31 protein-coding genes are annotated in these 20,888 nt (G+C 63.1%); 16 read left to right on the forward strand and 15 right to left on the reverse strand.

Annotated features, from left to right (window positions below; translation table 11 throughout):
* Positions 1–7: 7 nt before the first annotated feature.
* From EJ069_RS31660 to EJ069_RS31670, 3 genes are all read right to left on the reverse strand, one after another.
* Positions 8–757 (reverse strand): DUF4142 domain-containing protein, encoded by a 750-nt coding sequence (locus EJ069_RS31660; protein ID WP_126064466.1) that lies wholly within the window; start codon positions 755–757, stop codon positions 8–10.
* Positions 758–938: 181 nt separating this feature from the next.
* Complete coding sequence (locus tag EJ069_RS31665) at positions 939–1,304, reverse strand: VOC family protein (RefSeq protein WP_126064467.1); 366 nt, start codon at positions 1,302–1,304, stop codon at positions 939–941.
* Positions 1,305–1,356: 52 nt separating this feature from the next.
* Positions 1,357–1,920, reverse strand: coding sequence for a DUF1003 domain-containing protein (locus EJ069_RS31670; RefSeq protein WP_126064468.1), 564 nt, complete (start codon positions 1,918–1,920; stop codon positions 1,357–1,359).
* A gap of 184 nt (positions 1,921–2,104) precedes the next feature.
* Here EJ069_RS31670 and EJ069_RS31675 point away from each other — a divergent pair, with 184 nt between their 5' ends.
* Positions 2,105–2,737 carry a hypothetical protein gene (locus EJ069_RS31675; protein WP_126064935.1) on the forward strand — a complete coding sequence of 211 codons (633 nt, stop codon included), beginning with the start codon at positions 2,105–2,107 and terminating at the stop codon, positions 2,735–2,737.
* 97 nt (positions 2,738–2,834) lie between these two features.
* On the opposite strand, the gene pqqE is transcribed toward EJ069_RS31675, so the two are convergent.
* The 8 genes from pqqE to EJ069_RS31715 form a co-directional block, all read right to left on the reverse strand.
* Positions 2,835–3,941, reverse strand: coding sequence for a pyrroloquinoline quinone biosynthesis protein PqqE (gene pqqE / locus EJ069_RS31680; protein WP_126064469.1), 1,107 nt, complete (start codon positions 3,939–3,941; stop codon positions 2,835–2,837).
* Complete coding sequence (pqqD, locus tag EJ069_RS31685) at positions 3,938–4,237, reverse strand: pyrroloquinoline quinone biosynthesis peptide chaperone PqqD (RefSeq protein WP_126064470.1); 300 nt, start codon at positions 4,235–4,237, stop codon at positions 3,938–3,940. Before pqqD ends, pqqE begins: the two co-directional genes overlap by 4 nt.
* Entirely contained in the window at positions 4,234–4,992 is a 759-nt protein-coding gene (gene pqqC / locus EJ069_RS31690; RefSeq protein ID WP_126064471.1) for a pyrroloquinoline-quinone synthase PqqC, read from the reverse strand. Before pqqC ends, pqqD begins: the two co-directional genes overlap by 4 nt.
* The gene (gene pqqB, locus EJ069_RS31695; protein ID WP_126064472.1) at positions 4,989–5,927 is read right to left on the reverse strand and encodes a pyrroloquinoline quinone biosynthesis protein PqqB; all 939 of its coding nucleotides are present in this window, start codon (positions 5,925–5,927) and stop codon (positions 4,989–4,991) included. The genes pqqC and pqqB overlap by 4 nt, the downstream gene beginning before the upstream one ends.
* Before the next feature lie 124 nt (positions 5,928–6,051).
* Entirely contained in the window at positions 6,052–6,147 is a 96-nt protein-coding gene (locus tag EJ069_RS31700; protein WP_126064473.1) for a pyrroloquinoline quinone precursor peptide PqqA, read from the reverse strand.
* Between the two features lie 64 nt (positions 6,148–6,211).
* Complete coding sequence (locus EJ069_RS31705; RefSeq protein ID WP_126064474.1) at positions 6,212–6,730, reverse strand: ferritin-like domain-containing protein; 519 nt, start codon at positions 6,728–6,730, stop codon at positions 6,212–6,214.
* A 218-nt stretch (positions 6,731–6,948) separates the two neighbouring features.
* A complete protein-coding gene (locus EJ069_RS31710; protein ID WP_126064475.1) occupies positions 6,949–7,278 on the reverse strand; it encodes a low affinity iron permease family protein in 330 nt (109 codons plus the stop codon).
* A 163-nt stretch (positions 7,279–7,441) separates the two neighbouring features.
* Complete coding sequence (locus EJ069_RS31715; RefSeq protein WP_126064476.1) at positions 7,442–8,050, reverse strand: ATP-dependent Clp protease proteolytic subunit; 609 nt, start codon at positions 8,048–8,050, stop codon at positions 7,442–7,444.
* 121 nt (positions 8,051–8,171) lie between these two features.
* Between EJ069_RS31715 and EJ069_RS31720 the strand changes: the two genes are divergently transcribed.
* On the forward strand, positions 8,172–8,519 hold the full coding sequence (locus EJ069_RS31720) for a DUF768 domain-containing protein (protein WP_126064477.1): 348 nt from the start codon (positions 8,172–8,174) through the stop codon (positions 8,517–8,519).
* Here EJ069_RS31720 and EJ069_RS31725 read toward each other — a convergent pair.
* Entirely contained in the window at positions 8,500–8,694 is a 195-nt protein-coding gene (locus EJ069_RS31725) for a hypothetical protein (RefSeq protein ID WP_126064478.1), read from the reverse strand. The two genes, EJ069_RS31720 and EJ069_RS31725, sit on opposite strands and share 20 nt — an antisense overlap.
* 242 nt (positions 8,695–8,936) lie before the next feature.
* Between EJ069_RS31725 and EJ069_RS31730 the strand changes: the two genes are divergently transcribed.
* From EJ069_RS31730 to EJ069_RS31795, 14 genes are all read left to right on the forward strand, one after another.
* On the forward strand, positions 8,937–9,182 hold the full coding sequence (locus tag EJ069_RS31730) for a hypothetical protein (RefSeq protein WP_126064479.1): 246 nt from the start codon (positions 8,937–8,939) through the stop codon (positions 9,180–9,182).
* A gap of 57 nt (positions 9,183–9,239) precedes the next feature.
* Positions 9,240–10,220, forward strand: a complete 981-nt coding sequence (locus EJ069_RS31735) for an alpha/beta hydrolase (protein ID WP_126064480.1) — start codon at positions 9,240–9,242, stop codon at positions 10,218–10,220.
* Between the two features lie 239 nt (positions 10,221–10,459).
* The gene (locus EJ069_RS31740) at positions 10,460–10,888 is read left to right on the forward strand and encodes a hypothetical protein (RefSeq protein WP_189476070.1); all 429 of its coding nucleotides are present in this window, start codon (positions 10,460–10,462) and stop codon (positions 10,886–10,888) included.
* Entirely contained in the window at positions 10,885–12,105 is a 1,221-nt protein-coding gene (locus tag EJ069_RS31745; RefSeq protein WP_126064482.1) for a divalent metal cation transporter, read from the forward strand. The genes EJ069_RS31740 and EJ069_RS31745 overlap by 4 nt, the downstream gene beginning before the upstream one ends.
* Positions 12,105–12,464 carry a hypothetical protein gene (locus EJ069_RS31750; protein WP_126064483.1) on the forward strand — a complete coding sequence of 120 codons (360 nt, stop codon included), beginning with the start codon at positions 12,105–12,107 and terminating at the stop codon, positions 12,462–12,464. The genes EJ069_RS31745 and EJ069_RS31750 overlap by 1 nt, the downstream gene beginning before the upstream one ends.
* A gap of 2 nt (positions 12,465–12,466) precedes the next feature.
* Positions 12,467–12,796 (forward strand): hypothetical protein, encoded by a 330-nt coding sequence (locus EJ069_RS31755; protein ID WP_126064484.1) that lies wholly within the window; start codon positions 12,467–12,469, stop codon positions 12,794–12,796.
* A gap of 161 nt (positions 12,797–12,957) precedes the next feature.
* Positions 12,958–13,572, forward strand: a complete 615-nt coding sequence (locus EJ069_RS31760; protein WP_189476072.1) for a hypothetical protein — start codon at positions 12,958–12,960, stop codon at positions 13,570–13,572.
* Positions 13,569–13,961 (forward strand): phage holin family protein, encoded by a 393-nt coding sequence (locus EJ069_RS31765; RefSeq protein WP_126064485.1) that lies wholly within the window; start codon positions 13,569–13,571, stop codon positions 13,959–13,961. The genes EJ069_RS31760 and EJ069_RS31765 overlap by 4 nt, the downstream gene beginning before the upstream one ends.
* Positions 13,958–14,824 (forward strand): DUF3618 domain-containing protein, encoded by an 867-nt coding sequence (locus EJ069_RS31770; protein ID WP_126064486.1) that lies wholly within the window; start codon positions 13,958–13,960, stop codon positions 14,822–14,824. Before EJ069_RS31765 ends, EJ069_RS31770 begins: the two co-directional genes overlap by 4 nt.
* A gap of 73 nt (positions 14,825–14,897) precedes the next feature.
* The gene (locus tag EJ069_RS31775; RefSeq protein WP_126064487.1) at positions 14,898–15,407 is read left to right on the forward strand and encodes a DUF892 family protein; all 510 of its coding nucleotides are present in this window, start codon (positions 14,898–14,900) and stop codon (positions 15,405–15,407) included.
* Positions 15,408–15,581: 174 nt separating this feature from the next.
* Complete coding sequence (locus EJ069_RS31780; RefSeq protein WP_126064488.1) at positions 15,582–16,802, forward strand: branched-chain amino acid ABC transporter substrate-binding protein; 1,221 nt, start codon at positions 15,582–15,584, stop codon at positions 16,800–16,802.
* On the forward strand, positions 16,790–17,749 hold the full coding sequence (locus tag EJ069_RS31785) for a PQQ-dependent catabolism-associated beta-propeller protein (RefSeq protein ID WP_126064489.1): 960 nt from the start codon (positions 16,790–16,792) through the stop codon (positions 17,747–17,749). Before EJ069_RS31780 ends, EJ069_RS31785 begins: the two co-directional genes overlap by 13 nt.
* Positions 17,746–18,471, forward strand: coding sequence for an ATP-binding cassette domain-containing protein (locus tag EJ069_RS31790; protein ID WP_126064490.1), 726 nt, complete (start codon positions 17,746–17,748; stop codon positions 18,469–18,471). Before EJ069_RS31785 ends, EJ069_RS31790 begins: the two co-directional genes overlap by 4 nt.
* Entirely contained in the window at positions 18,468–19,274 is an 807-nt protein-coding gene (locus EJ069_RS31795) for an ABC transporter permease (RefSeq protein WP_126064491.1), read from the forward strand. The genes EJ069_RS31790 and EJ069_RS31795 overlap by 4 nt, the downstream gene beginning before the upstream one ends.
* On the opposite strand, the gene EJ069_RS31800 is transcribed toward EJ069_RS31795, so the two are convergent.
* The 3 genes from EJ069_RS31800 to EJ069_RS31810 are packed head-to-tail and all read right to left on the reverse strand — an operon-like array spanning position 19,275 to position 20,888.
* On the reverse strand, positions 19,275–19,691 hold the full coding sequence (locus tag EJ069_RS31800; RefSeq protein ID WP_126064492.1) for a c-type cytochrome: 417 nt from the start codon (positions 19,689–19,691) through the stop codon (positions 19,275–19,277).
* Positions 19,672–20,550 carry a cytochrome c oxidase assembly protein gene (locus tag EJ069_RS31805; protein ID WP_126064493.1) on the reverse strand — a complete coding sequence of 293 codons (879 nt, stop codon included), beginning with the start codon at positions 20,548–20,550 and terminating at the stop codon, positions 19,672–19,674. The genes EJ069_RS31800 and EJ069_RS31805 overlap by 20 nt, the downstream gene beginning before the upstream one ends.
* On the reverse strand, positions 20,547–20,888 hold the full coding sequence (locus EJ069_RS31810) for a hypothetical protein (protein ID WP_126064494.1): 342 nt from the start codon (positions 20,886–20,888) through the stop codon (positions 20,547–20,549). The genes EJ069_RS31805 and EJ069_RS31810 overlap by 4 nt, the downstream gene beginning before the upstream one ends.

Here is a 20,888-nt window from a genome sequence, read left to right on the forward strand (position 1 = left end):
TGAATGGTTATTGAGCGCCGGCAACAACGTTGCCTTTGAAATCGAGCGCGACGGCAACCTGCTTTCCGTCTTTCTCGGCGGTGCCGCGCCAGATGCCCTGGTCATCCTTCGTCAGGGCGCTGACCTTCGAGAAGCCGGCATCCTGGATCCGCGACTTCGCCTGCGCTTCGGTAAAGCTGTTCGCTCCAGGCACCGGGGCGGATGCATTCTGGTCTGTGTCTGTCGCCGCGGGTACGGTGCTGGTCGTTGCCGTATTGTCGGTTTTGCCTGAGGCGATCTTTTCGATCATCTCCTGGTGCATCTTGAGTGTCGGAAGCGTCTGCTGGGCAAATGCCTTCAGTTCCGCGTTGTCGCCGTCGGCCGCATAGTCCTGGAATAGCTTGACCGCGTCCGCATGCGCGTCCTGCTGCATCTTCACGTAGGACTGGTCGGCCGAACCGTTGGCCGATTTCAGCGCTTCAAGATCGCTCTTGTGCTTCGCGTCCGTTTCGGCGGGAATCTGCAGTTTCTGCTCGCCGGCGATCGACTGCAGCTTGGCGTTGGCCGCGCCGTGATCAGTTATCATTTTCTGGGCGAACTCATTGACAGTCTGGTCCTTCGCCTTGCCCTGGACGATCTTGCTGGACTCGACCTCGAAGATCCCGCCTTCGGCAGCCTTGTTGACGAAATCCTGCGCCTTTTCGGCACTGAGCGCCGGATGGGCAAAACCCAAGGCGACGGCCGTGCACAGCGCGGCCGATAACAAACGCAACTTCATAGATGATGTCCTCTAACGCACTGAATTGTGCTCAGAGGCAAACAGAAGGCCGCCGCGTTTGTTCCAACTCCAACTCGATTTCGGTGTACGCTGATGAGCTTCGCAGCTACGTCGGGCCTAGAGGCTGGGAAGATTTCGATATCCACGGCCTCCTGCGCTGACGGGGCGCAGAACCCGCAGCTCAATTTTCCAGAGCGAAGCTTACGGCCTCGACATTGTGCCCGTCCGGGTCGAGCAAGAAAGCTGCAAAGTAATCCGGCGCGTATTGGGTGCGAATGCCAGGAGCGCCGTTATCGCGACCTCCGGCGGCAAGGCCTGCCTCGTAGAACGCGTGTACCATCGCGCGGGAGCCGGCGCGGAACGCCATGTGGATGGGTCCAGGAGGAGGACCGAATGCCCCGATCCAGAGACGACCGGAGTAGCCGCCCAACATGGCCCAGCCCTCGCCAGATTCCAGCACGCTAAGATCGAGAGGTGCGAGTACTGCTTTGTAAAAGGCGAGCGATTTCTCTAAGTTCCCGACGTTGAAGCCGATGTGATCGAACATGCGCCTATCCTCTGATTGACCCAACTTAGTAACGCTTAGCTTTGGTGATCTGTCACTCGGGCGGCTGACGGTCGGACACCTCTTCGATCTTGTCCAAAACTGCCTCCGGCGCCACATCGCGCTTGAGTTCCTTGATCTCGTGATCCGCGTCGGTATCTATGTTGAGACGCTTGGCAATCTCCTCCACCAGCTTGATGAGCTTGGTGGTTTCGTGCTCGTTAAGCAGGCTGACCTGCAGATCGAGGTCTGCCCTGGAATTATCCTCCGCGGCCATTCGGTTCTGATTGATGAGCACGAAGGTCGAGAGGAAGATGGCCTCGACCGAGGCTAACATGGCCAGGATGACCAGTGACGGGTCCCAGGGTCTGACGGAGCTCAGGATGCCCACATTGAGGGCGATCCAACCGCCGAAGAAGGCAACGTGTAAGTAGACGAAGACCATGCTTCCAGCGAAGCCGCTGATCGCTGCGGCTGCGCGCTCCTCCAGCGTTGCGGCTTTGGCTTCGCGTTTTCGCCTCTCGATCAATGCTTCGATGTTTCGCGCCAGGGCAGGGGCAAGGCCTTCCGGAGCCGGCTTGGTTGGCGTGAAATAACCGTTGCTTTTCGAGGCGGCCATCCGTTCTAATCCAGTCATCTCCCGTTTAGCCAGCCTAACTCGCCGATCGACAATTCGCTCCATCGAGCCTTCTCAGCTGGCAACACGTGGCAGAATGCTTGTCTGCGATCACTGGCGTCGCGGCACAACGGGTTGCCTCTTGAGCCGGCTTTGCTCTGGGATCAGCCCGACCTATTTATCGGATATGCCAGGGCGCCGAAAAACCGAACCTACCACCAAGTTGATAGCCGAGTGGCCGCTTTCGCCGGCGGCCACCTTGGGATCGTCGATGCGGGCGAGGGGCATCTTCCTCGAGATACGCGCTCGCCTTCCTGCGCCACTGAAAAAGCTGCTTCACATTGAATCTCGGGTGCTCACTTTGCGCCTGCCGGAGGGCTCGGATGCCGATGTTAAGGTGGCAGCGCTGGTCGTATCCAAAGCCATGCGCGACATCGAAGACCTGCCGGTCATCCCTCGCGAGGTCGAGGACATCCTGACGATCTCGTCCGGCGAGCGGCACCGCTGGCTGAAGGACGGTCGGCTTCAGAGCGCCGGGACGCGAACCGTGAAACTGCGCGGCCGGGCGAGGAAGATCACCTTCCACGTGTTCGACCCTCGCCACATCGAGGATGTGCTCGACCGCGATCTGGTCACTGTCTGGCGTGACGAAGATGCGGCGACAGCCGCCGAGAACCGGCGACGGGCCGCTGCAAGGGCGGCTCTGAAGCGCTCCCAAAAGAGTCGCGGCGGGGCCGCAAATCACACCGACGTGAGCCGGGACGATGCGCCCCGCCTGAGAGGCTGGGAAGATTTCGATATCGACGGCCTTTTGCGTTGAGGGAATTGCCTCCCAAGCGAAGTGTATATCAATGGCCGAGATGGACCGTCGCTGGTAGGCGAAGCCGGGACCGTATCGGCGGCGATTGTTGCTACCGTCAAAACCGCGATCCTATCCGGCGATACATGAAAGCATCGTCTCCGGCGGTATTGCTGCGCCGCGTTTCATCGACCAAGGCGGCCATACGGGTGTGCGCTGTCGACTTGATGCAGGCTGGATCTGTTGCAGCGGCATCGCCGACAATCGCTAATGCCTGACACCGGCAGCCGCCCCAGTCGACCTCGCGACGCTCGCAGCTTCGGCACGGCTCCCGCATCCATTCGGTGCCGCGGAAGGCGTTGAAGGCCGGTGAGTCGGTCCAGATTTCGACGAGGCTGCGGTCTCCGAAGCGCTCGAAGCGGAGCGAGGGAATCGTCTGGGCGGCATGGCACGGCAACACGGTGCCGTCGGGAGCCACCATGAAGGCGTCGCGTGCCCAGCCGCCCATGCATGGCTTGGGGTAGATGGCGAAATAATCCGGCGTGACAAAATCGATGGTCATGATGCCGGCGAGCTGTTCCTGGGCAGCCGCGACGATGTCGGCCTGCCGGTCGACCGCGGCACGGTCGGGCATCAGCAAACTGCGATTGGCTAGCGCCCAGCCGGCATATTGGACATTGGCGATCTCAAGCCGCTCTGCGTCCAGGGACAGGGCTAGGTCGATGAATTCCGGCACTTCCTCCATGTTGTGCCGATGGACGGGCGCGTTGATGGTGAGCGGCAGCCCGGCCGCGCGGGCGCGGTGCGCCGTCTCCAACTTCTTCTCGTGGCTGCCCTGGTGGTTGCCGATGCGGTCGGTGGTCACTGGGCGGGCGCCCTGGAAGCTCAGTTGCAGGTGGTCGAGACCGGCTTCGGCGAAGGCCTCGATGCGGCCTGCGGCAATGCCGACGCCGGCGGTAATGAGGTTGGTGTAGAGGCCGCGCGCCGAACACCCTGCGATCAGTTGCTCGAGGTCGCGGCGCAGTGTCGGTTCGCCACCGGAAAGATGCACCTGCAGGACGCCGAGATCGGCGGCCTGTGAGAAGAGATCGAGCCAGGTCTGCGTGTCGAGTTCGCGGTTGGCCTTCAGCAGTTCGAGCGGATTGGAGCAATAGGGGCACTGCAGCGGGCAGCGATGCGTCAGCTCCGCCAGCATGCCGATCGGAGGCAGGAGCGCCTCGCTCACAGCTTCACCAAAAGCTTGTCCGACCATTCCTGCAGGAAAGCGACGACATCGTCCGCCACGTCCTGCGGATCCGCATCATAATCGGCCGCAAGATCGGCGATGATGCGCTCGACGGTTGATTGCCCGTCGCAGCGGCGCAGTATGTCGAGACTGATGTCATTCGGCCAGAACACCTTCTCCGGCGCAAGCACGGCGAAGGCCAGTCGCACGGGGTCGTAATGGATGCGCACATGCCTGGGCAGCGATGGCGCGGAGCGCAGCGACACGATGGCTCTTTCGCGCAGCGTCGTCGTCATAAGGCCGCCTCCGGACGGAAGGCGCCTGGCGGTATGTTCCCCGGCGCGCCATAGGCATGCTGGAGCGCATCGAGCATGGCCCACAGTATATCGCATTTGAACACCAGCGCATCGATCGCCTGCTGCTGGCGTTGGGGCGTGTCGGCGTGGACGAGCACGTAGGCGAGGGCGAAGTCGGCGTCGCGCTTCGCCTGCTCCGGTCGCTGCGTGAAATAGGCCAGCGTGTCCTCGGTGATGTAATCGTATCTGGCCAGCATCGCCGGCACCCGCTCGCCGATGATGGTCGGCGAGAACATCTCGGTCAGCGACGACGCGATCGCCTCGAGCAGCGTACGGTTGGTGCAGAATGAGAGATAGGCGTCGACGGCGAAGCGGGTCGCCGGCAGCGCCAGCCTTTCGCTCTTGACCGCTTCGGCATCGAGCCCGAGCGAGGTCGCCAGATGCAGCCAGCGCGCGATGCCGCCGCTCCACCCGTCCTCGCCGTCATGGTCCTCGATGCGCTTGCGCCAGGCGGCGCGAAAAGCCGGGTCTTCCGCACGAGCCAGGATCATGGCGTCCTTGCGCGGAATCACGGCCTGGTAGCAATAGCGGTTCAGCGCCCAGGCCTGCATTTCGGCCTTCGACAAGGCGCCGCCGGTCATCCTGTGATGGAAAGGATGGCGGTTGTGGTAGCGATCGTCGCCGACCCGCCGCAGCACGGCTTCGAGGTCGCGCTTTGACAGGCCGCCTCGGGCCGCATCGTGGAAATCGCTCAAAATTCCATCTCCATGCCGTCGAAGGCGACTTCCCAGCCAGCCGCCTTGATCGCCGCGTGCTCGGCGGAATTCTCGTCCAGAACAGGATTGGTGTTGTTGATATGGATGAAGATACGGCGAGCGATCTTCACATCGGCCAGGCCGGCGATCGAACCCGCTTCTCCCGACATTGCGATATGTCCCATGCGTGCGCCGGTTTTCGGGCCGACCCCTGCCTTGATCATCTCGTCGTCCGTGTAGACGGTGCCGTCGAACACAAGGCAGGTGGCATCAGCCAGCCGCGCGCGCAGCGCTGCGTCGATGCGCGCGCAGCCCGGCACGTAGAAAATCGCGCCGCGACCGACCGCTCCGCTGATACGGACGCCGATCGTGTCGCCCGTGTCGGAGCTGAAATCGGCGCCGGGATCGCCTCCTTGCTCGAGATAGAGCGCGACCTTGCCCGGCACCGGGAAGCTGCCGACGATCACGCCGGTCGGGTGGCCGTCCGCGCCGCAGATCGCCGTCTCCTCCATCGGCGCCAAGAGACGCCGCGGCACGATCGCCGGATCGAGAACATTGAAGATCGAATTCGCCTCCAGCGTCGCCAGCACCCGCGCGGTCGCATAGATCGCGAAAGGCTCTCGTTCACGCAGGCTTAGCAGCCCCGCGACATGGTCCACGTCGGCATTGGTCAGCATCACCGCTCGGATAGGTGTCGAGCGCAACGGTGCGTCCGCCGCGGGCTGCAGCTCGGGCGTTTGCGCAATCTGCTGGCGGATGTCGGGCGATGCGTTGAAGAGAACCCAACCTGTTCCGTCCGCCGATACGGCGACGCACGATTGGGTTCGGGAGCGCAGACCGGGCACACCGGCGCGGGCCGCGCGGCTCAGGCGATAATTGCAGTTCCATTGCGGAAAGCCGCCTCCCGCTGCCGATCCGATGATCTTCACGCGCATGTCAATGCATGCCCAGCGAGCCAACTGACCGGCGCCACTCTTGCGGCTGCGGTCGATTTGCGTCCACGTCTTCCGATATCGCAAAGATTGCATGCCCCGTTGAGCAGGGCATGCAATTCACGGGTTACTTTTTCCGCCGGATTTCAGCAGGTAGATATCGCGAAATTTCGAAGCCCGCCGCCACCTGACACATGGTTGGTTTCTTCCAGGTCTTCTTCATCGAGTTCTCCTTTCTGCAGCCCGCACGGAGCGACGGCGGCGCCAATGCAAAGTGTTGGGCGTTGCTAGGCCGCCTGCAAAGCACGTTGGTTGGCGTCGCTTTCACCAAGAGTGTTGAGCGCCTCGTCGGTTGCCGACTCTTCCTTCAGGGTCTGTCGGAGCAACGGAAGAGCGTCCTTGAGACCGAGCTGTTCAGCCCATGCGATCAGCGTACCGTAACGCGCGATTTCATAGTGCTCGACCGCTTGGGCAGCACCCACCAGTCCTGCGTCGAGCGCCGGCTCGTCCTTGTACTCTTCGAGAATTTCCGAGCCCTCCTCGATGATGCCGTCAATGGCCGGGCAGGTCTTGCCCCTGGCCGGCTTGCCGAGCATGTCGAAGACTTGCTCCAGGCGATCCACCTGGTCTTCAGTTTCCTTGAGGTGCTTTTCGAAAGCGGCGCTTATCTTTTCGGACTGTGCTGCTTTTGCCAGCTTTGGCAAAGCCTTCAGGATCTTCTTTTCCGCGTAGTAGATGTCTTTCAGTCCGTCCAGGAACAGGCTTTCCAAGCCGTTCGAGGTCGCGGACGAGGCTTTCTTCGGCATTTTAGATCCTCCTTGCGGTGTGGTGATATGCCTGCGGCACTCATCCTAATCCGCCGGGAGGCCTGAAGTTCCCAGGAGATCGCCATGTTGGAACAGCGCGGTCGGAGTGGGCGCCGCAAACTGCTCCGGCGTTTGTTCTAAGAATACCGATCACCGCTGGCGCCGTGCTCACAACGACTTAGCTCCGAACGGAGTTCGGTTGAGGTCGAGGCGAGATGTCAACTCCTCCTTTGCCCGCCATCGCGTATTCGCTCAATCTCCTCAGGCTCTTTGTCGTCCATCTCGGCGATCTCGTTGCGAGCCTTGTCGTTCGCTTTGATCAGCTCATCAAGTTTCGCCTGAAGGGCTTGGGTGTCGCGATGCTCAGCCCTTTGGATAAACAGCGTCATCGCCCAGGTGATCAGCGTCGCGGCGCCGTGCCAGTCAAGTGTTTCCCGCTCGAAGAGAAACCAGGAGACAGTGTAACCGCCCAAGATCAGAAAGGCCGCAGGCCGGGACGTCAGTGTGCCGACCTTGGTCAGCGCTTCTCGAAGCTGCAATGTTGCCATGCCTGCGAACGGCTCAGAGCAACCCGGGTTCCCACCAGGTCGGCTTGGTGCGCGAGGTGCTATGCCTAGCGATCGGCATGCCGCCACCCCCACTTTGGCGACTCTCTTCATCCTTCGGCCGCAAGTTGTCCGACAGGAAAGTGCGGCCCCCGAGTGTGCTGTTCTAACGCAGGATCCCGCCTATCATTCCAAGACTGAGCGCCTCGGCGGCGTTGATGTAGCAATTCTCCGTCGCGCGCCGGTAAAGCTCGTCCGCGCTGAGCGAACTGCCTTCGACAAGTTCCCTGAAGCCTTCCATCTCCAGACGTTGCGATGTCTCCAGCAAGGCAAGCTGCTCGCGAACGATCTGGATGCAGGATCGAATCGGGCCGTTGAGCGCAATGCTTGTTTCCATGCGCCGCTCATGCACGAGAAGAACCGCATCCTCGGTCAGGAAGCGGTCTTGCCTCGGGAAGGCGGCGAAGATTGTCACTCCCGCCGAATAGACCTTCGTCTTTCCGACGCAAAATGCCTCCCTGCCAGAATGCCGACGAAAGAGCCGGACCTCCAGCGCCATGCGGCGCGCGGCGTCCGCATCGCCGCCGCTCGTGTTCAACTCCATGATCATGTCCTGACCGTTTTTTCGCACGGTCTCCAGGCGACCCAAGAAAAAGCTGACCGTCTCATCATCGATCAGGCCGTTGATGGAGATGTTGGGCTGGAACAGGAGCTTGTCCTGGCCTGGGGCGGAACCGTCGCGCTCGTGTGAAACGCTGTCGTCGTGGAAAGCCATGGAATGCCTCACCGGATTTTCGGACTCCCAACCGCCCGTTGGTTCGTTCGTTCCTCGCGGTTTCGGATTTACGGGAACCTCGGTGCCGTCGTCCGGTTATCTGGCGTCGAGGAGGTGCTCCATGAACGCGACGAAGGAATTCCTGCGCAGCTGGCTGGAGGAGAATGTCGGCAACTTGCCAACCGACACCGAGATCAGCGTTCCCATGCTGGCGCAGCAATTCGAGCAGGATGCTGATGCCGCCGGCTATGGTCGCGAGGTGCGTGAGCAGGAGGTGGGCAACATTGAAGACGCCATTCAACGTGCGCTCGACAAAACCGGCGAAGAAAACAGAGGGTCGGAATCCACACCCGATGAAGAGAATTCGCTGGCGCCTGTGATCGATGCCCTGGAATCCGTTGAGCCTGAACAGGGTGATGCCGAGGGGTCCGGCAGGCCGGCCGACTCGTCTAGCGGGTCTCCTTGGTAAGCGCCGCGATTGCCGCGTCCAGAACCGCCTTTGGGCAGGTCTCTCCTTCGCGCAGCGCTTCGAACAATGAGGTCACCACGCTTTCCAGCGTTTCGCCGTGATCCTTCGACAGTTTCGAAGCTGCTTGCGTGAGCGCTTCGAATTCCAAAAGGCTGAGTGGAGAGTGGCGCGTCATGGTTCCTCCGTCGCGAGGCGGACGCAGGAGGCAACCGGACGCTTGCCGCAGTCGTAGAAGTGCAGCGGTTCAGCCTCAACCACATTTGTTGCAGTAAGCAGCCGTTGGTTCGGCCCGGTTGCGGAAGGTGGCGAGGCCGGTCGCGCCGCGCACGGAACAAACGACGGCCACAGAGGTTTGGACCCTGCTTCCAACCTGCCCGGAAGCCAGCAGACATCCGACCAAAGCGGAGAAGGTCCTCAATGACGAAGTCGCGTCAAAACCACGATCCTGTGCGATCCACTCCAAGCAGTGGCAGGACCGGCCAGCAAGCAGGAGCGGACAGGGGCTCACCGCAAGAAGATCCGGTTGAAGGCTCGCGCAAGGTTGTGGATCGCGAGCTCGCCCGGCAAAAGCCGCCGGCCGGGGCTGATAAGAAGGAGGCCGAGCAGAGCCTGCGCGACCAAGTCGAGGAAGACACCGATCTGCCTCAGAAAGGGTCGGCCTGATAGCGAGCGGGGCACCACTGTAAAGGTCGCCTACCACCCCCGCCTTGATTTCCAAACATGACGGCAAAGTCCAGGAAGAACCTGCTGCTGTTGCTTGCGGTCGCAACGTTCGGGCTGGCGCTCTATAACAATCGGCTCGCGCGACGGGCGTTGGCCGCACGTCCGCTCGGGCGCTTCATCCATCTCCGGGGAACGAAGCTGCATTTCCTGGAGGCGGGCCACGGGCAACCGCTTCTGCTGTTGCACGGCAATGGCGCCTCGGCGGAAGACTTCACGACAAGCGGCATCTTCGGCAGGGCCGCCGCCAGATATCGCGTACTTGCCTTCGACAGGCCCGGCTTCGGCATGAGTCCACGTCCGGCCGGCAGACCTTGGACCGCGGCTGCCCAGGCCGACCTCATCGATGCCGCGGTCGCGAAACTCGGCATCGAGCGCTACATGGTTGTCGGCCATTCCTGGGGGGCAGCGGTGGCGTTCGAGATGGCGCGCCGGCATCCCCGGTCGGTTGCCGGCGTCGTTGTCGTCGCCGGCTATCACTACCCGTCGCCAAGGCTTGCCCTTGCTATCTCCGCGCTGCCGGCGGTTCCGCTGATCGGGACGGTGCTGCGCCACGCGGTGCTGCCTTCGCTGGTCAGGCTGAACTGGCGCTGGGCGATGAAGAAGATTTTTCATCCGGCAACGATCGCGATCCCTTTCGCGACAACGACAAGGGGGTTGGCGAGCCGGCCCTCGCAGCTGCGATCCATCTCCGCTGAATCCTTCCTGATGCTCGCATCGGCATTTTTCCCAAATCGTCGATATGCCGACATCGCCGTCCCTGTCGGGATAATTGCCGGCGCGGGCGACCAGCTGTTCGATGCCAAGGCCGAGGCGCTGCGGCTTCAAGACGAGATAAGCCATTCACTTCTGGATATCGTCCCGGGTGCCGGACATATGGTGCATCAAAGCAATCCGAAGGCGATCCTAGCGATGATCGACAAGGTTGCGGCTCTTGCCAATATTGGTGACATGGCGAAGCAACCGGCTCGTACGACATGATTAAGTGCGCGGCCCGCGGAATAAAGTAATACGGCCGAGGTTCGGCGGGCTTCCAACGGAGAACAGCCGCGTTTTTTTACCGACAAGAAATTGCAATTCCCGGCCAGGGTGGGAAAGCCGAACCCTGTCTCCGCGCGCGCTGCAGCAGGCAATCGGTGGCGCAAATCCCGAACACGGAGGAACTTTCCCGTGGGTGCGGCTTTATCATCGTGATTTCAAGCGATTGCAAAGAGTGGAAGATGTTGCGCACCGTTGCCCGGCCGTGCCGGGCCTTCCTGCCTCTGCTGGCGCTGGCTTCCTGCTCCTCGTCTGGTACCGTCGACCAGCAATCGAAGCTTGCAGCCTCGACGGCACAGTCGGCGGTGCTGGTAAGTGATGCCTGGCTCGCCGGCGCCGCGCCGTCCCCCTACGCATCGTCCGCCTTGCAATCCTTTGCCGAGACACTCGACGACGCCGGCCGGCAAGTGCAATCGGCGTCTCCGTCCGACCAGGCAAAGCGGGATGCGCTGGCAGAGGCTTTCAGCCGACTGTCGAACGCGGCAAGGCGGGCCAAGGACGCGGTCGAGGCCGGACAGCACGCCGGGGCCGGCGAGGCGCAGCAGGAGCTTCGCGCCGCGCAAGGCGACCTCGCCGCCGCCTATCGACAATATTTCTCGCCGGGCCGATGAAGAAGCTGCTGGAGATCTCGCTTGGTGTCGTCACCAGCGTCGGCGGCTTCCTGGAGGTCGGATCGATGGCGACGGCGGCACAGGCCGGCGCGCTGTTCGGCTTCCAGCTCATCTGGGCGGTCGTGCTCGGCACCATCTGCATCATCTTCCTGGTCGAGATGGCCGGCCGCTTCGCTGCGGTCAGTCATCACACCATCGCTGACGGCATCCGCGAGAGGTTCGGCTTCAACGCGTTCATCTGGCCGCTGCTTGCAGTCTTGCTGGTCAACTTCCTGGTGCTTTCCGCGGAGATCGGCGGTGTTGCCATTGCCGCCGAGCTTGCCACGGGTATCGGCTTCCAATGGTGGGCCTTGCCGGTGGCTTTCCTGGCGTGGCTGCTGCTGTGGAAAGGAACGTTTGGCCTCATCGAGAAAGGGGTGTCGATGCTTGGCCTCGTCACCGTCTGCTTCGTCGTCGCGGCCGTGATGCTTCGGCCTGAATGGAAAGAAGTGGCTGTCGGCGCCGTGCCGAGCCTGCCGCACCATGACACGGCGAAATACTGGTTCATGGCCGTCAGCATTCTCGGCGCCTCGATCTCGCCTTACCTTTTCATGTTCTATTCCTCGGGCGCGATCGAGGATCAGTGGGACAAGAGCTATCTCGGCACCAATCGGGCGATTGCCGGCCTCGGCATGAGTTTCGGCGGGACGATTTCCGTGGGCGTTCTCATCGTGGCCGCGCTCGTGCTTGGCGCTCATGGCGTTACCGAAGTGGACGACTATAACCAGCTGCCATTGATGCTGATCCCGATATTCGGCTTCTGGGGCTTTGTCCTTTTCGTTGCTTCGCTGGCAATCGCCTGCTTTGGCGCTGCGCTCGAAGTGGCCTTGCAGCAGGCCTATCTCGTCGCACAAGGGTTCGGCTGGAACTGGGGCGAGGATCTCAAGCCCCGCGACGATCCCGGTTTCAGCCTGGTCTACACGCTGACGCTCTTCCTTGCCGCCGTTCCGATCACGCTCGGTCTCGACCCGTTGAAGCTCACCATCTTCTCGATGGCGCTGACCGCGGCGAGCCTGCCGCTGACGGTCGTGCCTTTCCTTTTCCTGCTGAATGACGACCGCTATGTCGGCGAGCACCGCAATGGCGTCGTTTCGAACGCGGCGGTGATCTTCGTCATCGCGCTCGGCTTCGTGCTGGCGGTGGTGTCCATTCCACTGCAGATATTCGGAGGCACGTGATGCAGTTGCTGCGCGACATACTGGACAAGCAGGTCGTCGATCGCGAGCAGGTCAAGATCGGCAAGGTGGATAGCATTGTCGCCGAGCTGAAGCCGGGCAAGCCGCCCAGGGTAAGCGCCGTTGAACTCGGCTCGATCGCGCTGGCGCGACGGCTTGGCTCGACGCCCGCAAGCTGGACCGCGAAGCTCGCGGCAAGGCTGAGCGGCAAACAGCAGGCACGGCCGCACCGGATCGCCTGGAACAAGGTGCGCGATATCGGCGTCGATATCGAGTTCGACATCGACGTGCGCCGGACCAGGATCTTCGCCTGGCAGGACTGGCTGCGCGAACATGTGGTCGGTCGAATCCCGGGAGCGTGAGCATGGCGACTGTACACCTCGATCACCTTGCGGGCAGACGCGTGTTCTCCGAGCACGGCAGGAGCATCGGCTATGTCGAGGAGATCATCGCCGAGCGGGACGGCAGCGACCTTGTCGTCACCGAATTCCATGTCGGGATCTTCGCCGCGTTCGAGCGCTTGTCCGCTTCGACCATCGGCACCGCCTTGCTCGACTTCTTCGCGTTGCGGCGGCGTGAAGGCCTTTATCGCATTCCCTGGGACAAGCTCGATATTTCCGATCCGACGCGCCCCAGACTGCTCTGCCCCGACGAGGAGCTTGCCGCTTTCAAGGCGCAGCCCGAGGACAAATGACGGTTTGCTAAAAAGCTGCCGGTGCGGGGGAACATAGCAGCCGGCGCGAAGTTGGATTGGCATGGAGGAGGCTGCGCCATGAACAGTGTCATCTATCTCATCGGTCTGATCGTCGTTGTGCTAGCGGTGCTTTCCTTCCTCGGTTTTCACTAGGAGGCACCATGCAGCGCGAGAACGATCGGGGCCGCGAGCCCGCCGACTTTGCTAGGGCAAAGGACGAAGTTTCCGACAGGATCCAGGAAGAAACGCAAAGCGCCGGCGAAGCGCTCCACGATGCCCGCGACGAGGTTGCCCGCAGGGCTGGGGCGTATGCGGCCGAAGCCCAGCAGGCCGCCACGGAAAAAGCCGAGCAGGCGCAGCGCGATATCGGATCGAGCCTGTCTGCTTTCGGCGGCGCCCTGCGCGCCGCGAGCGATCTCCTGGCCGAGAGCGACCAGGGCGCGGCCTCGAAATTCATGCAGGAGGCGGCGAGCGGGCTGGAACGGCTGTCCTCCTCGTTGAAGGAAAAGCCGTTCGGACAGGTGCTCGAAGACGTCCAGTCTTTTGGCCGGGAGAATCCTGGAACGCTCCTTGCCGGTTCGGTTCTGGCGGGACTGGCGCTTGGCCGCTTCATGAAGGCTTCGCCGCCCGGAACCCGCCGCCCGACGCAGGGCGCGGCCACGCGTGAACATTCCGGCCAACCGGGCACGGGAACGAGCGCCCGCCGGGATGACGCTCCAGCCAACTGGGGTTCCGACGGCGGCATACCGGGAAAGGCAGCGGAGCTGAAGAAATGAGCACTCAGGATAATCCAAGTCTCGGCACATTGGTCGCCGATCTGGCGCAACAGGTGAGCAGGCTCGTGCAAACGGAGGCCAGGCTCCTAAGGGCGGAAATCTCGGAGAGCGCGACCAAGGCCGGCGCAGGCGCCGTCGAGGTGCTGGGCGGCGCGATATGCCTGCTCGCGGCGCTTTTGGTCTTGTTGCAGGCGCTGGTCATCGCCCTGGCCCGCCTCGGTCTGGGCGCCGGGTGGTCCGCCTTGCTCGTCGGTGTGGTGGTTGCCGTTCTGGGCGTGATCCTGTTGCGGACGGGCATGGCAAGCATGGCACCCTCCGAGCTCGCGCCGGACCGTACACAAGAACAGCTCAAGCGTGACGTGAACGTGATCAAGGAACAAGCGAGATGACCGAGAAATCCGCAGCCGAGCTCGAACGCGAGGCGGAAGCCACGCGCGCAAGGGTGGTGGCGACCGCCGACTCCATTCGCGACAAGATGACTCCCGGCCAGCTCTTCGACGAGTTCACTGGGCTTTTCAGGGATGGCACAGGCTCCGACATGCTCCACAACCTGAAGGTCCAGGTGCGGGACAATCCGTTGCCCCTGACAGTGATCGGCGCGGGCCTGGCCTGGCTGATGTTGGGCAGTGGCGCTTCTACCGCGTCGGCTGGTGCCGATGGCGTGACGCGGCGCGGTCCCGGGCTCGATCACGGAGCATTCGGTGCGGGAATGGGTTCCAGGGTCTCGGATGCGGCCGACTCTGTTGGCGAAGCGGCCAGCGGAGCGACCGCAACTGTCTCGGGAATGGCAAGCGAAGCAGCCGGCACAGTGTCGGACATGGCGAGCAGCGCTGCGGACACGCTTGCGAGCTCGGCGGCAGCCACGGCCGACATGGCAACGAGCGCCGGCCGTTCCGCGCACAATCTGCTTCAGGACCAGCCTCTCGCTGCGGCCGCCGTCGGCCTCGCCATCGGAGCTGCGATCGGCGCCATGCTGCCCCGCACGGAACTCGAGGACGAGCAATTGGGCGGCTATCGCGAGAAGCTTCGGGACACTGCCGGAGAGACTTTGAAAGAAGGCCTCGACGCCGCAAAGCAAGTTGCGGCCGAAGCCTACCAGACGGCGAGCGACGAAGCCGGACGGCTGGCGTCAAACGAGGGGACGCTGGCCGGCAAGGTCGGCGGTGTCGTCAAGGCCGCGGCCGACAAGACCGACGAGTCGGTGCGCCAGAAGCTCTCCGATTCCGATCCGTTCTCCTCGCGGGAATCGTAATCGGAACTCACGTTCAAGGAACAATGCACGCTGCCGGCGGTTCGGGCGGCGTCAGATCGATGGAGACACTAAAATGGCTGAATCGCGCGAATGGCTTGTCCAATGGTTGAGGGACGCTCACGCCATGGAGGAGCAGGCAGAGACAATGCTGTCGGGACAATTGAGCCGGATCGAGAGTTACCCTCAGCTCAGTGAGCGAATTCGCGCTCATCTGGAAGAGACGAAAGAGCAGGCGAGGCGGCTGAAGAGCTGCCTGGACGGGCTCGACGAAGGGTCGTCCATGCTGAAGGATGCAGGCGGCAAGCTGACCGCCACGGCGCAGTCGATCAGTGGCGTGTTTGCCGGCGACGAAGTCATGAAGGGCTCGCTGGCGAGCTACACTTTCGAACATATGGAAATCGCCTCCTACACGATCCTCATCGCCGCGGCGAATGCCGCGGGCGAGGCCGAGATTGCCCGCGTGTGCGAACAGAACTTGCGTGAGGAGGAAGCGATGGCCGAGTGGCTGAAGAGCAACCTGCCGCAGGTCACAGAACAATTCCTGGCGCGGGCAGACATGGACAGCGACAGCGCGAAACGCTGATTTTGGAAGCAGGAATAATCGGAGGTTCCACAAGTTGGAGCCCAGGTCGGTCCTCCCACCACCGGTCTAGGCTCCAAGCCCGTCCTGCTTTCAGCAGGGCGGGCTCGACTCGGTTTGCCGTCAAGGAACATTCCTTGCTGAAAATCATTAGGTCGCTGCGGTCCTGGAGTTCCCGTGGCGATTTCGAACATCCAACTTGGCTTGCTCGACCTGAGTCAGACGAGGCTGGCGCTGGCGTTTGTCGGTCTGCTCGCCATTGCCGTCACCGCGCACGCCGAGCCGCAGAAGATGGTGATTGGCTATCTCGGCGAACAGCGCAAACTACCTCTACCCCTGGGGCCGTTGGACGAGGCCGTCACAGACGATGGCCTGCAGGGCGCGAGGCTGGGGATCGCCGACGACGCCGGCACGGGCCGCTTTCTCGGCCAGCAATTTCGTCTGCAAGAAAGGGTTCTCAAACCGGGCGAAGCGCCTGCCGAAGCTGTCAACGCGTTCGCGGCCGCCGGCATCAGCTTCGTCGTTGCCGATCTCGATGCCGCGCAATTGCTGCAGGCGAGCGCAGCGCCCGGTGCCGAGCGAATGACGCTGTTCAACAGCCGCGACCCTGATGACAGCCTGCGTCAGGAGAACTGCCGAAGAAACGTTCTGCACACCATTCCGAGCCGCGCCATGCTGGCCGACGCCCTGGCGCAATATCTGGTCTGGAAAGGCTGGCAGCACTGGTTCCTGCTGACTGGTCCGCATCCCGACGACCTGGCCATGGCGGCGGCCTTTCGGCGGGCAGCGACGCGTTTCGGGGCGCAGATCACCATCGACAAACCTTGGACGTTCCGGCCGGCCAGCGGCCGCGCCGACACCGGACATGTCACGCTCCAGACGGAGATACCTGCCGCAACGCAGGTCGGCGACTATGATGTTCTGGTCGTCGCCGACGAAGCCGACGAATTCGGCGCTTATCTCGAGGGGCGCACCGCCTTGCCGAGGGCGGTGGCCGGGACGCAAGGGCTGGTCGCCACCGGCTGGAGCGCTGTCGACGAAGAATGGGGCGCCACGCAGCTCCAGGACCGCTTTCACAAGCAGGCCGGACGCTGGATGCTGCCCGACGACTACGCCGCCTGGCTGGCGGTCAGAAGCGTCGGCGAGGCGGCAACGCGGCTGCACAGCCTCGATCCGACCGCCATCGCAAAGTATTTGCGCAGCGACGATTTCCTGCTCGCCGGCTTCAAGGGGCAAGGGCTGAGTTTCCGTCCGTGGGACGGGCAGATGCGCCAGCCCATTCTGATCGCGGGCCCCCGGCTGCTCGTTTCCAGTTCGCCACAACCGGGTTTTCTGCATCAGCGCACCCCGCTCGACACTCTGGGCATCGATCTGGAGGAGAGCGCATGCAAATTCTGATCACGCTCCTGCTGGTGTTGGTCTTTGTCCCTCCCGCGGCGGCCGAGACGATTTACGTCTCCAACGAGCAGGACAACACTGTCGCGGTCGTCGACGGGGCGACCATGACATTGCAGGCGGCGATCGATGTCGGCCGGCGCCCGCGCGGCATGGCGCTTTCCGTCGACAAGAAGACACTGTTCGTTGCCGAAGGCGACGACAACCGCATCGACGTGGTCGATCTCGCCAAGCGGCAGGTCGTGGGTCAACTGCCTTCGGGCGCCGATCCGGAATTCTTTGTCGTGCACCCGGACGGCAAGCGGCTCTTCGTCGCCAATGAGAACGACAACCAGGTCTCGGTGGTGGATATAGCCGGCGCGAAAATCATCGGCACAGTCGATGTCGGCGTCGAGCCGGAGGGCATGGCGATCAGCGCCGATGGCCGAACCGTCGCCTGCACGTCGGAGACGACGAGCATGGTCCATCTCATCGACGCCACTGCGCTCGAACTCATCGACAATCTGCTCGTCGACACGCGGCCGCGCGCCGCGGCGTTCTCGGTGGACGGCAAGCAATTATGGGTGTCGTCCGAAATCCGAGGCACCGTCACGATCTTCGACACTGCGACACGCGCTCAAACGGGCAAGATCGAGTTCGAGGTGCCGGGCATTCGGCGTGAGGGCGTGCAAGCCGTCGGCATCGAGATGTCACGCGACGGCGCGACTGCCTATGTCGCGCTCGGCCCAGCCAACAGGGTTGCCGAGGTCGACACGAAGACCTTCACGGTCAGGCGCCTTTATCTCGTCGGCCAGCGGCCCTGGCATGTCGCGCTTTCTGACGACCAGAAGCAACTGATCAGCGCCAACGGCAACTCCGGCGATATCTCCTTCATCGACGTGGAGAACCAGGAGGTCGTGAAGTCGCTGCCGGTGGGGCGCGGTCCATGGGGCGTCGTGATCGGCCCATGAACGCCCTGGCGATCGAGAATCTTAGCCACAGCTTCGGAACCCGGCAGGTTCTCCAGAATGTCTCGTTCACCGTGGCTGAAGGCAGAATGTGCATCCTGCTTGGCCGTAACGGCGCCGGCAAGACAACGTTGTTCTCGCTGATCACCGGTCTCTACTACGCGCGCACCGGGCTGGTGCGTGTATTCGATATGGCGATGCAGGCGAACCCGTCCGCTGCGCTCGCGCAAATGGGCGTCGTCTTCCAGTTGCCGACGCTCGATCTCGATCTGACGGCGGGCGAGAACCTGCGCTACCACGCCGCGCTGCACGGACTTCCGACGGAACTGAGCAAGGCGCGCTCACGGGAGGAATTGAGCCGCCTCGAAGTGCTGGACAGGATCGACGATCGGACCAGCGCGCTATCCGGCGGCCAGCGCCGGCGTGTGGAGATTGCGCGGGCGCTGATGCACGGCCCGCGCCTGCTGCTGCTCGACGAGCCGACCACCGGGCTTGACGTGCCGGGACGGAGCGCGCTCGAGCAGCATGTAAGGAACCTTTGCCGTGAACGTGGCATCGCCGTCCTATGGGCGACGCATTTTCTCGAAGAAGTAGCGGCCGACGATGACGTCGTGGTGCTGGATCGGGGTAGGGTTTGCTGGACCGGCCCCGCGGACCGCATCGCGCCCGAACTCGGCGTAGGAAGCGTCGCTGAAGCATTCGCCTTGCTGACGGGTTCGCCATGAAAGTCGATCAGGCATTACGGGCACTCGACGGCATCTTGCAGCGGGAAATGCTGCGCTCGCTGCGGCAGCGCGCGCGCCTGTTCTCCGCAATGGTGAGGCCGCTGGTCTGGCTGGCGATTTTCGCGGCCGGCTTCCGCTCCGTTCTCGGCCTGTCGATCACGCCGCCCTACCAGACCTATGTTCTTTACGAGGTCTATGTAGTGCCTGGGCTGGCGGCCATGATGCTGCTGTTCCACGCAATGGCGAGCTCGTTGGCCATGGTCTATGACCGCGAGATGGGCAGCATGCGCCTTTTGCTGACGGCCCCGCTGCCGCGCTGGTACCTGCTTGCCGCGCGCCTGCTTGCCAGCGTGATTGTCGGCCTGCCGCTCGTCTATCTGTTTCTTTTCGTGGCGCGCTTCTGGGACGTGCGGCCGCCGGTCCTGGGCTATGTCGCCGTGTTCCCGGCGCTCGTGCTGTCGGGCTTGATGCTCGGCGCGTTCGGTCTGTTGGTCTCCTCGATGTCCACTCAGATGGAAAACTTCGCCGGCGTGATGAATTTCGTCATCTTCCCGATGTTCTTCGCCTCGACGGCCCTCTATCCGATCTGGCGCCTCGCTGAAGCCGGTCCGGTGCTGGCGACGATCGCCGCCTGGAATCCATTCAGCTCGGCGGTCGAGTTGATCCGCTTTGCGCTCTACCTGCGGTTCGACATGGTTTCCATGCTCGTTGTTGTCGCCTGTCTCGTGGCATTCTTCCTGGCGGCGGTGACCGGCTATGATCCCGGTCGCGGCCTGTGGTCCCGGCGCCGCGGCGAGGGCTGATCATCTGAGGGCATAGAGATAGGCCGCGATGTCGCGCGCCTGCTGCTCTGTGATCCTTGTCGAGGGCATGGCGGTGTGCGGATTGATTTCCCGTGCCGAGCGGATCCAGCGGATCAGATTCTCCGGATTGTTCGCCAGCACACCGCCGATGTAGATGCGCCCGGCGAGGCTGCCGTCGAGCCGCGGCCCGACCTGGCCTTGCGCCCCCGGCACCCCGGGAATCGTATGGCAGCCTGAGCAGCCATTCGCTGTCATGATCGGAATGGCGCGCGCGCCCACGCCGCCGGTCGCCACGTCCGACTCGTGTTGGACACGCTCGCGGCGGTCGAGCCACAAGGTCGTCGCCGCGATTACGACCACCAGAAGCACGATCGCGACGAGGACGCCCCCGAGCAGCCTAACCAGGTCGGAGCGCATGGGCCGCCTCCCTGGTTCCGCTGTTGCTTATCCAAAGGCCGGCGAGCAGCAGGGCGGCTCCGCCGTAGATCAGCCCGGCCGGCACCCACATCACAAGCCCGGCGAGTTGCTGATCCTCGAGCGGGCTCAGGCGCCAGAGCGCGGCGCCGAAGGCATTCTCAGGATACCAGAGTTTTGGCGAGACCAGCAGCAGGACGCCGAGCAAGCCGGTGTGAAGCGAGGTGAAGAACAAATGCATGACGGAAATGCCATAGGTCTGCTGTCGGCCGGAACGCGGCAGAAGCACCCACCAGAACAGCAGGGCAGTGCCGAGGAAGCTCGCATGCTGCGCATGATGCAGCACACCCTGCTGCAGCGCTGCCTCGAACAGCGCCGGGACATGCCAGATCCAGATCGCCATCCCATGAAGGATCGTCGCGCTGAGCGGGCGAGCGGCGAAGGCCCAGAGCGCCTGCAGCACCTTGCCATGGGTGAGCTTTCCCGTCCCTCGGCGGAGTGGGGCGGGCAATGCCCACATCAAACCCGCGCCGGGGGAGGCGGCGACAAGAAGCGGCGCCGCCACGGCCATCAGCAACTCATGCTCGATCATATGGGCAGAAAACACCCTCTCGCCGAGCGCATGGATCGGGCTGACCAGCGCAACGGCCAGCACGCTCCAGCCGGCCGCGAACAACAGAGCTTGCCGCAGCCGTTCGGGACGGCCTCGGCCGCTGCGACGCCATAGACGGCCAGCGCCGATCCCATAGATCATAGCGATCGCCGCCAGGGGAAGAGTGATGGGAAGCGCCAACGTCCACCCGGCCTCCGGCGCACCGGCGCCGTAGCAGATCGAGGTCGAGAAGAAGGCGTCCAAGCTCATCGCAGGCACTCGTCGAGGATGAGCGCGGCGCTGCCCTGCATGATGATGACGAGGGCGAACAGCAATGCTGCGAGAACGCCGAGATCGGCGACGAAACGCTCGGTGCTGCGGGTGCGGTCCGGTTTGAATGCCGCGCCGCCTTGCTGCTTCGCCCGCCATGAAAGCGCGCCGCCAAGCAGCGAAAACACCGCGAGCGACACCGCCACCGGTAGCACCACCTGCACCTGGCGATTGCACTGCCAATGAACGAGGGCGTAGTTCAGCTGCGTCGAGATTGCCCAGGCCAACGGCCCCGACAACAAACCTCCCCAGGACGTGCCCAGCCGCAGCGCGCGCAT

Source organism: Mesorhizobium sp. M2A.F.Ca.ET.043.05.1.1, assembly GCF_003952445.1.
In the GTDB taxonomy this organism is placed as follows: Bacteria; Pseudomonadota; Alphaproteobacteria; order Rhizobiales; family Rhizobiaceae; genus Mesorhizobium.